Here is a 12,524-nt window from a genome sequence, read left to right on the forward strand (position 1 = left end):
CCCGGACCGGGCCGCAGGCGCGGCCCGGGTCCACGCCCGGCAGGACAGGCGTCAGTTGCCGGGCATTCCCTGTGGCAGCAGCGCGCCCAGGTTCTGGTTGAAGTCCACCGCGATGCGGCCGTTCTCGATGCCCACCGACTTCACCTGCAGCGCGCCCATCACGTTGGCGATGGCCGGTTCGATGCGGTAGATCGGCTCGCGGCGTGCATAGTCGGCCAGCCAGGTGTTGAGCAGGCTGCGCGTGCCGGCATCGAGTTCGGCGCCGGCCATGGCCGGGCGGAACGCGTCGACGGTCGGCTGTTCCAGGTGGAAGCCACGGCTCTGCGCGTCGTAGCGCAGGCCGCTGCTGAGCTGCACGTTGCCCACCGGCATCGGTGCACCGCCGGCGGCTGCCATGGCCAGGTCGAACTGCAGGTTCAGGCGGCTGCCCGCCGGCAGCGTGAGCCGCGGCTGGCTGACGGTCATCGCGAGCAGCCCACCCAGCGCCTTCTGCGAGCGCGGGAAGCTGCCATCCAGGTAGTGCTGCACGTCGGCTGCATCGACCAGCAGCTTGCGGCCGCTGACCTGCGGCGAGGCGTGGGCGCTGGTGGCCATGACCACGCAGGCGACGGCGGGCAGCAACAGGGAGCGGAGGTTCATCGTATCGGCCTGCGAAGAGTGTGGCGGGGGAAGCGACGCACGATACCCGGAAACGGTGAATGGCCGGTTAGCGCGACGGCGTCGCCTCCGCGCTCAGCGTGCCTGGCGCAGTGCCTGCAGCTTCGCGATCAGCCCGTCGAGTTCCGGCTGCAGTGCCGCCAGCGGGTGGGCGTCGTCGCGCGCGGCCACGGCCAGTGCTTCCAGCAGGCCGGTGGCGACCACCGCGCCTGCAGCCTCGTTGCACGACAGGCGCCGCTGCCGCTGCGCGTCCTCCAGTTCGTGCATCCAGTTGCGCGGGCTGCGTTGTTCGAACTCGATGGTGCAACGGCCGCTGCACTGCAGGCCATCGGCTTCGATCGGCGTGACGGTGATGCGGTAGCGGTGCTTGCTGCTGGACATGGTGTGGCGTGTGACCGTGGGGCTTGGCGACCACCATAGGCCCGCCGGGCGGCCGGGGCGAGGCGCCGGCCCATGACGCTGTGTTCCAGTCGATACCGCATCGCACCCGCCATCGCTGGCGCGCACCCCGCGGCCAGGGCCTGGCAATGCCGGGCGTCGCCCCGGCGATGGCCGCCACGCCGGGGCCGCCGGGCATGCGGCGCACGCCATGGACCCGATTCCGGGGAGATGCATGGCCCACGCTCCAGGCAGGCCACGTCACCCGGGCGCGCACCTGAAGATGCCTCCCGGCGTGGGGATTGCGCTTGTTCCGGCAGCGGATTGGCGTGGCTGGCGGACGAGCCGCCTCCGTAGGCATGCCGCTTGCCGCGCAATCGGCGCGCAATGCCGCAGGGTGCGGCCTTGGCAGTGCGCGGCGACGATCCGTGCGCGCACCGGTGGCGCCGCAAAAAAAAACGGGACGGCATGGCCGTCCCGTTCTCTCGCCCAGGGCGCGCGGATCAGATCGCGGCGTCCTTGAGCTTCTTGAGCGGACGCACCTTGATCTTGGTGGAGGCCGGCTTGGCGGCGAACCACTGCTCTTCCTTGGTGAACGGGTTGATGCCCTTGCGCTTCGGCTTGGCCGGCACGTTCACGGTGGAGATCTTCAGCAGGCCCGGCAGGGTGAAGCTGCCAGCGCCCTTCTTGTTGACCGATGCGGCAACGGCGCCTTCCAGCGCGGCCAGGACGGAGCGGACATCCTTGGCAGCGACGCTGGTCGCCTCGGCCAGGTGTGCAACCAGACCCGACTTGGTCAGGGCTTCCTTGATCGGCTTGGGAGCGGCCGGCTTGGCGGCGGCCTTCGTAGCGACTTTCTTCGCTGCCTTCTTCGGGGCAGCCTTCTTAGCGGTCTTTGCCATGGTTTCCTGTTCCGTGAGCGGGTGGTTGTGGTCATGCCGACCCCGTCGGCAAGCGAAATGTAGGGCATGCGCGGTGCATCGCCAATAGGTCGGGGCACAAAAACCCCATAAAAATTGCTTCCAACCGCCCTTCCGGCGTGCCGTCGGGCCACGATCGCGGGAAAACCGGCTGCAAAGCCCGGGGCCGCGCACCGGTCGCGGCCCCGGCCATGCGCGGCGGCGGCAGGGGGCGGCCGCGATGCGCGCTGCCGCCGCGGCGCACAGGGCGCTAACGAACGCTCGCCTAGGCTGGGTCTCCCTTCAACGCACGTACAGGAGACTTGCCATGGGTATTTCGCGCCACGCCACCGCGCACTGGGAGGGGGATCTCAAGAGCGGGCAGGGGCGGCTGAGCACGCCGCAGAGCGGGTTGATGGAGAACACGCGCTACGCGTTTTCCAGCCGTTTCGGCGACGAGAAGGGCACCAATCCCGAAGAACTGATCGCCGCCGCGCACGCGGGCTGCTTCACCATGGCGCTGTCGGCAAAGCTGGCGGAAGCCGGCTTCCCGCCGCGCTCGCTCGACACCCGCGCCGATGTCGATCTGTCGATGGACGGCGGTCCGCAGCTGTCGCGCATCCGGCTGAAGGTGAAGGCGGTGGTGCCCGGCATGGACGAGGTGAAGTTCCGCGCGGTGGCCGACGATGCCAAGCAGAACTGCCCGGTGTCCAAGGCGCTCAGCGCGGTGCCGATCAGCCTGGAGACCGAGTTCGCCGGCTGATCCGGCGGCCGGGGCGGCGCCGTTGCCGCCCCGGCGTTCCGGTTCAGGGGCGTTTCACGCGCCGCGCCGGAGCATCCGCCCATCCTCCATCCCATACGCCGGTGCGGCCGCCATGTCCCGATCATTGCCTCTTGCAGGTGTCCTGGTCTTCGGTTGCCTGCTGGCGTTCACCGCCTCCGCGCAGCGCTACGACGACGGCGGCTATCGCCCCTACCCGGGCAGCGGCCAGTGGCGCGACGATGATGGCCGTTACGGCCGCGACGACAACGGCCCGGTCTACGACTATGCGCGCGTGGTGCGGGTGGACCCGATCATCGTCGACGGCGGCGGCCGCCGGGGAGACTGCTACGCGCGCAGCGAGGGCGACTACGTGTACGGCGCGGACGGCTACCGCCAGGAGCGCGACGACGTCCGCGATTATGGCGACGGGCGTTACGTCGACGGCTACCGCCAGGGCAATGATGGCGGGCGCCAGGTGGCCACGGTGATCGGCGGCCTGGCCGGCGCGATCATCGGCAGCCGCATCGGTGGCGGCGATGGCCGCTACCTGGGCACCGCGATCGGCACCGTGGCCGGCGGCGCCGCCGGGCGCGCGATCTACGATGCCAACAACCGCCCGGTCTACCGCCGCTCGGACGTGCGCGTATGCGAGCCGCAGCGCGAGGGCTACGGCTACGAGAGCGAGCGCGTGGCCGGTTACGACGTCACCTACGAATACGCCGGCCGCGAGTACCACACCCGCCGCGATTACCACCCGGGCGAGCGCATCCGGGTGCGGGTGGACGTCAGCGCCGACTGACCTGCGCGGCGCGGGCCGCGCGTCTGGCCGCGGCCCTGCGGCAGCGTGCCCTGGCGTTCGTTGTCAGCCCTGGCCGATGGCGGCATAGTCGCCGTTTCCGTTGGCTAGGAGTGTCCCCGCATGCGCCGTACCGCCGCCTGTCTCGCCGTCCTGCTTCCCTGTCTGCATGTGGCGCCGGCCGCGGCCGGAGTGCGGGTGCTGCTCGCCGACACCATCCATACCGGCGATCCGCAGCAGCCCACGGCCAATGCGCTGGCGTGGGACACCGACGACGGCCGCCTGCTCGCGGTGGGCGAGCGCCAGGCCGTGCTGCAACGCTATCCGCAGGCCCCGCGCGTCGATGCCGGCAAGGCCACCGTGGTACCGGGCCTGATCGACGCGCACGCGCACCTGGTCGGCCTCGGCAACACCCTGGCGCAGGCCGACCTTAGTGGCGCGCGCAGCCGTGCCGAAGTGGTGGAACGGCTGCAGGCCTTCGAGAAGACGCTGGCGCCGGGCGAGTGGCTGCTGGGCGCCGGCTGGGACCAGAACCGCTGGGACGACACCGCGTTCCCGACCGCGGCCGACCTGGACGCGGCGTTCCCCGAACGGCCGGTGTACCTGGAGCGCATCGACGGCCATGCCGGCTGGGCCAACGGCGCCGCGTTGCGGATCGCGGAAAAGAAGGCGGGCAGGTCGTTGTCCGGCGACTGGCAGCCCGAAGGCGGGCGCATCCTGCGCGACGCCGCCGGCAAGCCGGCCGGCGTGCTGGTGGATGCCGCATCCGCGCTGGTCAGCGCGCACATCCCTGCACCTGACGCGGCGGTGCGCGAGAAGCGCCTGCAGGCGGCGCTGCAACTGGCGGTCAGCAACGGGCTGACCGGCGTGCACGACATGGGCGTGTCGCGCGGGGACCTGGCGGTGATGAAACGGCTGGCCGACCAGGGCAGATTGCCGCTGCGCATCGACGCCTACGCCGACGGCAACAACGCGGCGCTGGACGACCTGTGCGCCAACGGGCTTTACACCCACCCGGGCGGACGCCTGCAGATGCACGGGGTGAAGCTGTTCATGGACGGCGCGCTGGGCAGCCGCGGCGCGGCCCTGCTGGCCGACTACAGCGACGACCCGCACAACCGCGGGCTGCTGATGACCTCGCCGGAGGAATTCGAGGTGGCCGTGCGCAGGGCCGATGGCTGCAAGGTGCAGGTGGCCACGCATGCGATCGGCGACCGCGGCAACCGCATCGTGCTCGACACCTACGAAAAGGTGCTGGGCGCGCACAAGGACAACGACCACCGCTGGCGCGTGGAGCACGCCCAGGTGGTGGCGCTGGAGGACATCCCGCGCTTCGCCCGGCTCGGCGTGATCGCCTCGATGCAGCCCACCCATGCCACTTCGGACATGGGGTGGGCCGAGCAGCGCGTGGGGCCGGAGCGGATCAAGGGTGCCTATGCCTGGCAGCGCTATCTGCACAGCGGTGCGCGGCTGGCGCTGGGGTCGGATTTCCCGGTCGAGCAGGTCGATCCGCGGCTGGGCCTGTACGCGGCGGTGACCCGCCAGGACCGCGATGGCCGGCCGCCGGGCGGGTGGCAGCCGGAGCAGCGCCTGAGCCCGGCCGAAGCGCTGCGTGGCTTCACCAGCGACGCGGCGTATGCCGGGCATGACGAAGCCCGGGTCGGGCGCCTGCGCGCGGGCCTGCACGCGGACTTCGTCGTACTCGGCCGCGATCCGCTCGATGCGGCCGCCGGCCGCCTGGACGGGTTGCAGGTGCTGTCCACCTGGGTCGATGGCGAAGCGGTCTACACCGCGGCACCGCCGGCCAGCGAGGGCTGACGCCGCCGCGGTGCCGCGGCGATGACGGTTCGGCAGCGCCGCGCGGTGGTTGCCAGGTCGCCGCGCATGCATGCCGCACCGGACTCCAGGCTGCGCCGCCATGCCGCCGCACATCCATGCCACCTGCGGGTGGCATGGGTGGAAAAGCCGCGCAGTTGCGGGCGATATCCGCTACCGCAGTCGAGGTTGCGGAAGAAACGATCCGATCTTCGGCGCTTCATCGACTGCGATTCACGTCGCCATGCGAGGCAGTACGGCGCTGGAAACAGCGTCCGGCCAGGTGGCATCGCGCCCCTTGGAACAAGCGCTTGCGCGCGCCTGCGCCGCGTTCGCACACCGGCCCCGACAAGCAGATGCATCCGGTTGCATCGGCAATGAAATTTGTCTTCCCGTAGACATTGCGCATTGTTCGTTCGCGAGTTGGCACTGTCGGTACGCCCCATGCGGGGCGTCCCCCAGTCATAGCGAATTCGGGTAACGAACAAAAATGCGCAAGCCACTCCCGCTTCATCCCCTGACGTTGTGCGTTCTGGCAAGCCTGGCCGCCTCTGCCGGCGTCCATGCCCAGACCAAGGAAGAAGGCAGCGATCGCAAGGTCAGCGATCTCGCCACGGTCAGCGTCTCCGCCTCGCGCATCGACCGCCCCGACCTGGTGGCGCCGACGCCGACCCTGCCAATCACCGCCGAAGAGCTGAAGCTCGATTCGCGCACCAACATCGGCGCCGCGCTCAATGACCTGCCGCAGTTCCGCGCGACCAGTTCGCCGCAGACCACCGGCTCCAATACCGGTGCCGGCAACGCGCCGGTCGATCTGCGCGGCCTGGGCATCTCGCGCACCCTGGTGCTGCAGGACGGTCGCCGCATCTCCAGCGACAACGACCTGAATACGATCCCGTCGATCGTCGTCAAAAGCGTCGACGTGGTGACCGGCGGTGCCTCCGCGGCATGGGGGTCGGGTGCGGTCGGCGGCGTGGTCAACATCAGCCTGGATCACGATTTCGTAGGCTTCAAGGCGGGCGCCCAGGCCGGGCAGTCCACCTACAACGACGGCAAGGAAAAGCGCTTCGAGGCAGCCTGAGGCACGGATTTCGCCGATGGGCGCGGCCATTTCCTGGTCGGCGGTGAGTTCCTCGACAACGACGGCATCGTGCCGCGCAGTTCGCGCAGCCGGGCCGGTCGCTGGTCGACGTTGTCCATCGGCAACGGCCAGTACCAGTTGATGCCCGATGTCGGCTTCGCCGACGCGGGTTACGGCGGCCTGATCCTGTCCGGCGTGCTCAAGGGCAAGGCGTTCAACCCGGACGGTTCGCTGCGCGACTTCCAGTACGGCCGTGTCGTCGGTGCGCTGATGAGTGGCGGTGAGGGACCGTCGAACGACGACTACAGCCCGCTCAGCGCGCCGCAGAAGCGGTATTCGGTGCTCGCCAGCGGCCGCTACGATCTCAATGACGACGTGCGCCTGACCGCCGAAGTGCGTCATTCGCGGATGTACAACAACTACATCTGGTTCGGCGACCACAACCGCAACAACCTGGATATCGGCATCGACAACGCGTTCCTGCCGCAGCAGGTGCGCGAGGCGATGCAGCAGGCCGGCGAGACCAAGTTGCGCATCGGCCGCTTCAACAACGACATCAATTACCCGCACATCGATTTCGAGCGCAAGACCACGCAGGCCACGCTCGCGCTGGACGGCTATGCCGGCGACTGGCGCTGGAGCGCGTACTACAGCCACGGCGAGGCCGAGGCGAACTTCGATACGCCGGGGTTCATCCTGCGCGAGGCATGGGCCAATGCCATCGATTCGGTGATCGATCCGTCCACCGGCAAGCCGGTGTGCCGCGTCAGCCTGGCCAACCCGGCGGTGCACTGCGTGCCGATCAACGTGTTCGGCGAAGGCGCGCCGTCGCAGGAGGCGATCGACTACGTCACCGGTACCCCGCAGCAGCGCGCCAGGACCACGCTGGACGTGTTTGGCGCCAGCCTGCGCGGCGAACCCTGGGAGCTGCCCGCGGGCCCGGTCTCGGTGGCGTTCGGCGTGGAGGGCCGGCGCGAGGCGATCGACCAGCGCGTCGGCGAACTGGACGCGGCCAAGGCTTTCCGTTCGTTCAACTTCAGTGCCATGAAGGGCTCGTTCAACGTCAAGGAGGCCTTCGGCGAGGTACTGGTGCCGCTGGTCAGGGACGTGCCCGGCCTGAACAACCTGGCGCTGAGTGCGGCCGCGCGCATCTCCGACTACAACACCACCGGCTCGATCTGGTCGTGGAAGCTCGGCTTCACCAATGAGTTCGTCGACGGCTTCCGCGGCCGCATCGCCCGTTCCCGCGATATCCGCTCGGCCAACCTGGGCGAGCTGTTCACCACCACCACCACCGGCTGGAGCTACGTCACCGACCCGACCAACAACCAGACCGTCTATGCGTTGAGCAACGGCGGCGGCAACCCGGGGCTGCGTCCGGAAACGGCCGACACCCTGACCGCGGGGCTGAGCTGGTCGCCGCGGGCGGTCGAAGGGCTGGACCTGTCGGTGGACTATTTCAACATCGACATCAAGGACGTGATCACCACGATCGGGCTGCAGGACATCCTCAACCGCTGCGCCGCCGGCAATGCCGAGCTGTGCAGCCGGGTCGAGCGCGACGCGGGAGGAAACATCACCCGCATCGTCTCCACCTACACCAACCTGTCCCAGTACAAGACCGACGGCGTCGACCTGGAAGCTTCCTACCGCCGCGACGCCCGCCTGTTCGGCGTGCCCGGGCGGCTGCGCCTGCGCACCCTGGCGACCTGGGTCAACAGTCTGAGCACGGACGACGGGGTCAAGCGGATGGAGTACGTGGGCTCGCAGGGCTACGCGTTCGGGCTGGGCGTGCCGAAGTGGCGCGCGGTGTCCAGCATCGCCTTCGACAGCGACGCCTTCTCGCTCAACGCGCGTGCGCGCTACCTGTCCGCAGGCGACTACGACCGCAACCAGAACATCGTCAACAACCGGATCGGCAGCTACGTGTACTACGACGTGGGCGGTGCCTACCGGCTGGGCGGCGAGGGCAGGGTCGAGCTGTATGCCAGCGCCAACAACGTCTTCAACAAGAAGGCGCCCATCGCCGCCACGTTCTCGCCCTATTACGACGTCATGGGGGCCTACTACACCGCCGGCGTGCGGGTGAAGTTCTGAGCGGCGCGGCTGCATACCGACAAGGAGCAGAAATGAATCATGCACTCCGTACCCTGCTGGCGGCGGCATTGGCCGTCGCCGGCAGTGCGGCCGCAGCGGTTCCGGTGCCGCCGGCGATCCATGCCGACGGCGTTCCCGCCATTCCCGCGGCGACCGCCGAGGCCAGCGCCCGCTACCTGGAATACCGCCGTGCCGCCTTCCTTGGCTGGGACCCTCAGAACCGCTCGGTCCTGATGAAGACCCGCTTCGGCGGCACCGACCAGCTGCACAGCGTGCAGTCGCCCGGCGCCGCTCGCACCCAGCTCAGCTTCGAGGCCGAGCCGGTCCCCTTCGCCAGCCACGCCCCGGGCGACAGCGGCCACCTGGTGGTGCAGAAGGACATCGGCGGCAACGAGTTCTTCCAGCTGTACCTGCTGAAGGACGGCCGCCTGGAGCTGCTGACCGACGGCAGGTCGCGCAACTGGTTCGGCAGCTGGAGCCGCGATGGCCGCCTGCTCGGTTACGCCTCCTCGCGGCGCAACGGCGCGGACATGGACCTCTACGTGCTGGACCCGGCCCGGCCAGGCAGCGACCGGATGGTCGCGCAGGTCAGTGGCGGCGGCTGGAACATTTCCGACTTCTCGCCCGACGGCGCGTGTGCGCTGGCCATCAACCGGCTGTCGATAAACCACGCCGTGCTGGCCGAGGTCGACCTGCGCAGGGGCGGGATGAAGGTGCTGACCCCGGCGCGCGGGCGCGCGTCCTATGCCGATGCGCGCTACGCCCGCGACGGCCGGATCTGGGTGCTGTCCAACCGCGATTCGGATTTCGTCCGGCTGGGCAAGCTGGACCCGCGCAGCGGTGCATTCGCCCCGGTCAGCCGCGAACCGCGCTGGGACGTGACCGACTATGCGGTATCGGACGACGAGCAGGTGCTGGCCTATGCGATCAACGACGCCGGCGTGTCGCGGCTGCGCGTGGGCGATGGCCAGGGTGCCAACCTGCGGCAAGTCGACGGCCTGCCCGACGGTGTCCTGGACTGGAGCATCGGCCAGCTGCTGCAGATCGCGCCGTGGGGCGAGATCGGCCTGAGCCTGTCGTCGGCCAAGGTGCCCGGCGACGTCTATTCGGTGGACGCCAAAACACTGGAGGTCCGCCGCTGGACCCGCAGCGAGGCCGGTGGACTGGACCTGGAGCGCAACCGCGAGCCGGAGCGGGTGGAGGTCACCAGCTTCGACGGCGAGAAGGTGTCCGGCTTCCTGTACCGCCCCGATCCCGCCCGCTTCCCGGGCAGGCGTCCGTTGATCATGGACATCCATGGCGGCCCGGAAGGGCAGAGCCGGCCGGGTTTCCTCGGCGCCGACAACTATCTGCTCAATGAGCTCGGCGTGGCCCTGTTCCTGCCCAACGTGCGCGGTTCCTCGGGCTACGGCACCCGCTTCCTGGACCTGGACAACGGCCCGTGGAAACGCGAGGACTCGGTCAAGGACGTGGGGGCGTTCATCGACGCGCTGGCGGCCGACCCGGCACTGGACGCGGCCCGGTTCGCGGTCTACGGCTTCAGCTACGGCGGCTACATGTGCTACGCCTCGGCGGTGCATTACAGCGACCGCCTGCGCTCGGCCAGCTGCGCCGTCGCCATTTCCGACTTCGTCACCTTCCTGGAGAACACCCAGGCGTACCGGCGCGACCTGCGGCGCGTGGAGTACGGCGACGAGCGCGATCCGGCCCAGCGTGCCCGGCTGGCGGAGATATCGCCGTTGCGCAATGTCGGGAAGATCCGGATTCCGCTGATGGTCGCCGCCGGCGGCAACGATCCGCGGGTGCCGGCCTCCGAGGCCGAGCAGATCGTCAAGGCGCTGCGCGCGCAGGGTGGCGACGCTTGGCACGTGCTGGCGCGCAACGAAGGTCATGGCTTCCACAAGCGCGAGAACCGCGACTACATCTTCTGGGCCGGGATCGAGTTCTGGAAGAAGACGCTGCTCGCCCCGGCGGAGTAGGCGCCACGGCAGGCGTCGGCATCGGCCGGCGCCTCCGCTTCAGCGGTCGTCGTGCAGCTGGCCGCCGGGCAGGAATACCCAGGTGCGGGTGACCTGCAGGATGTCGATGTCGTCGCTGGTGCGCGGCAGCGGCGGGAACGGCTGCGCCAGTTCCACCACGCGCAGCGCGGCGGCGTCGAGCAGCGGCGTGCCGCTGCTGCGCAGGATGCGGCTGCTCTCCACGCTGCCGTCGCGGCGCACGCCCACGGTGATCACCACCTGGCCGCCGAGGCGGCGCTGGCGCGCTTCGTCCGGGTAGTTCAGGTTGCCCACGCGCTCGGCGCGGTCGACCCAGGCGCGCAGGTAGTTCGCGTACGCATATTCGCGGGTGCTGGCCGAGACGAACTTGCGGTTCGGGCGCTTGGCGTACTGTTCCGAGCGCAGGTGCACCTCGGCGGCCAGTCGTGCCATCTCCGCGTCGCGCTGCTCGCGCGCGGTCATCGGCGCGTCCGGCTCGGGGCGTTCGGGCAGCGGCCGCGGCTGCGCCTGGGCCACCACCTCCTCGCCTTGGGTGCTGCTGACCACGCGCGCCTGCGGCGGTGGCGGTGCGGCGGCGGCCTGGCGTTGGGTCGGGACCGGCGCGATGCCGTCATCGGGGCGTGGCACGATGCCGGCCTGGCTGTCGCGCGGCCGTTGCGGCGTGTCGTGGTCGCCGCCGCCCTGCTGGTTGGCCTGGGCCAGGAAATCGGCCTGCTCCGGCGTCAGCGGCGTGCTGGTCTGGCTGAAGATCACGTCCAGCGTCGGCACCAGCGGCGCGTTGCCGCCGACGGCGAAGCCCACGCCCAGGATCAGCAGCCCGTGCACCAGCAGCGAGAGCGTCAGCGTGGCGCCCAGCCGTTGCTGCTCGGTGATGCGTGCCGGCGGCGGCAGGGCATCCACGGGTACGCTCATCGCTGCAGGCCGGCCTCGATCGCGTCGAACAGCTGGCCGGCGATGTTCAGGCCGAACTGGGCGTCGAGTTCGCGGGCGCAGGTCGGGCTGGTGACATTGACCTCGGTGAGATAGTCGCCGATCACGTCCAGGCCGACGAAGCGCATGCCGCGCCGCTTCATCTCCGGGCCGACCTGGGCGGCGATCCAGCGGTCGCGCTCGCTCAGCGGGCGGCCTTCGCCACGGCCGCCGGCGGCGAGGTTGCCGCGGAATTCGTCGCCCTGCGGGATGCGCGCCAGGCAGTAGTCGACCGGCTCGCCGTCGATCAGCAGGATGCGCTTGTCGCCGGCGCTGATATCGGGGATGAAACGCTGCGCCAGCGCCAGCCGGCGGCCGCCGTCGGTAAGCGTCTCCAGGATCACGTTGAGGTTGGCGTCGCCGGTGCCGCTGCGGAAGATCGAACGCCCGCCCATGCCGTCAAGCGGCTTGAGCACGACCTGGCCGTGCTCCAGGGCGAAGGCCTTGAGCGCTGCGGCGCTGCGGCTGACCAGGGTCGGCGGGCAGCACTGCGGGAACAGCAGGGCGGCCAGCTTCTCGTTGTAGTCGCGCAGCCCCTGCGGGTCGTTGACCACGCAGGCGCCGGCGGCCTGGGCCACCGACAGCACCTGGGTGTCGTACAGGAACTCGCCGTCGAACGGCGGGTCCTTGCGCATCAGCACGATCTGGCCGGGGCCGAACGCGGTGCGGGTGTAGCTGCCCAGGGTGAACCAGCCGGCCGGGTCGTCGCGCACCTGCAGCGGCGCGGTGTCGGCCACGGCGGTGCCGCCTTCCAGCGCCAGCCCGCCGGGGCGCACGTAGTGCAGGCGGTGGCCGCGCCGCTGGGCCTCCAGCAGCATGGCGAAGGTGGTGTCCTTGGCGATCTTGATTTGGGCGATGGGGTCCATCACCACGATGACGTCCAGCATGATCCACGGCCTTTCGGGTCAGGCGGGGATGGTAGCGCCCCGGCACGACGGGCGCCCAGCGCCATGCGCGGTCCGGAGCGTTGCGGGGCTGAATGGCCCTGCGCAACGACTGCGATGGGGTTCACACTGCGCGCGGCGACGGCCCCGCGATGACGGCGGCCCTTGACAGTTTGCGGCCGGACTGG

At 70.0% G+C, this 12,524-nt stretch carries 11 protein-coding genes; 6 read left to right on the forward strand and 5 right to left on the reverse strand.

Features of this window, described 5'->3' with window-relative positions; genetic code table 11:
* Window positions 1-51 precede the first annotated feature (51 nt).
* The 3 genes from ABB33_RS04320 to ABB33_RS04330 all read right to left on the reverse strand — a co-directional run bounded on the left by ABB33_RS04320 (window position 52) and on the right by ABB33_RS04330 (window position 1,937).
* A complete protein-coding gene (locus tag ABB33_RS04320) occupies window positions 52-639 on the reverse strand; it encodes a DUF1439 domain-containing protein (protein ID WP_056931279.1) in 588 nt (195 codons plus the stop codon).
* Between the two features lie 93 nt (window positions 640-732).
* Window positions 733-1,038 carry a DUF3861 family protein gene (locus ABB33_RS04325; protein ID WP_054667157.1) on the reverse strand — a complete coding sequence of 102 codons (306 nt, stop codon included), beginning with the start codon at window positions 1,036-1,038 and terminating at the stop codon, window positions 733-735.
* 500 nt (window positions 1,039-1,538) lie between these two features.
* The gene (locus tag ABB33_RS04330; RefSeq protein WP_054667155.1) at window positions 1,539-1,937 is read right to left on the reverse strand and encodes an HU family DNA-binding protein; all 399 of its coding nucleotides are present in this window, start codon (window positions 1,935-1,937) and stop codon (window positions 1,539-1,541) included.
* Window positions 1,938-2,262: 325 nt separating this feature from the next.
* On the opposite strand from ABB33_RS04330, the gene ABB33_RS04335 reads away from it, so the two are divergent.
* The 6 genes from ABB33_RS04335 to ABB33_RS04360 all read left to right on the forward strand — a co-directional run bounded on the left by ABB33_RS04335 (window position 2,263) and on the right by ABB33_RS04360 (window position 10,465).
* On the forward strand, window positions 2,263-2,697 hold the full coding sequence (locus tag ABB33_RS04335) for an OsmC family protein (RefSeq protein WP_054667154.1): 435 nt from the start codon (window positions 2,263-2,265) through the stop codon (window positions 2,695-2,697).
* A 112-nt stretch (window positions 2,698-2,809) separates the two neighbouring features.
* Complete coding sequence (locus tag ABB33_RS04340; protein WP_056931280.1) at window positions 2,810-3,496, forward strand: glycine zipper 2TM domain-containing protein; 687 nt, start codon at window positions 2,810-2,812, stop codon at window positions 3,494-3,496.
* Between the two features lie 120 nt (window positions 3,497-3,616).
* On the forward strand, window positions 3,617-5,311 hold the full coding sequence (locus ABB33_RS04345) for an amidohydrolase (RefSeq protein WP_056931281.1): 1,695 nt from the start codon (window positions 3,617-3,619) through the stop codon (window positions 5,309-5,311).
* Window positions 5,312-5,798: 487 nt separating this feature from the next.
* Window positions 5,799-6,389 carry a TonB-dependent receptor plug domain-containing protein gene (locus tag ABB33_RS18930; RefSeq protein WP_198421475.1) on the forward strand — a complete coding sequence of 197 codons (591 nt, stop codon included), beginning with the start codon at window positions 5,799-5,801 and terminating at the stop codon, window positions 6,387-6,389.
* Window positions 6,390-6,458: 69 nt separating this feature from the next.
* Window positions 6,459-8,486 (forward strand): TonB-dependent receptor domain-containing protein, encoded by a 2,028-nt coding sequence (locus tag ABB33_RS04355; RefSeq protein ID WP_198421476.1) that lies wholly within the window; start codon window positions 6,459-6,461, stop codon window positions 8,484-8,486.
* A 32-nt stretch (window positions 8,487-8,518) separates the two neighbouring features.
* The gene (locus ABB33_RS04360) at window positions 8,519-10,465 is read left to right on the forward strand and encodes a S9 family peptidase (RefSeq protein ID WP_056931284.1); all 1,947 of its coding nucleotides are present in this window, start codon (window positions 8,519-8,521) and stop codon (window positions 10,463-10,465) included.
* Between the two features lie 39 nt (window positions 10,466-10,504).
* Here ABB33_RS04360 and tolA read toward each other — a convergent pair whose 3' ends face one another.
* Window positions 10,505-11,395 carry a cell envelope integrity protein TolA gene (gene tolA / locus ABB33_RS04365; RefSeq protein WP_056931285.1) on the reverse strand — a complete coding sequence of 297 codons (891 nt, stop codon included), beginning with the start codon at window positions 11,393-11,395 and terminating at the stop codon, window positions 10,505-10,507.
* Complete coding sequence (gshB, locus tag ABB33_RS04370; protein ID WP_056931286.1) at window positions 11,392-12,342, reverse strand: glutathione synthase; 951 nt, start codon at window positions 12,340-12,342, stop codon at window positions 11,392-11,394. Before gshB ends, tolA begins: the two co-directional genes overlap by 4 nt.
* Window positions 12,343-12,524 lie beyond the last annotated feature (182 nt).

The organism is Stenotrophomonas acidaminiphila (assembly GCF_001431595.1).
GTDB classification, from domain to species: Bacteria; Pseudomonadota; Gammaproteobacteria; order Xanthomonadales; family Xanthomonadaceae; genus Stenotrophomonas; species Stenotrophomonas acidaminiphila.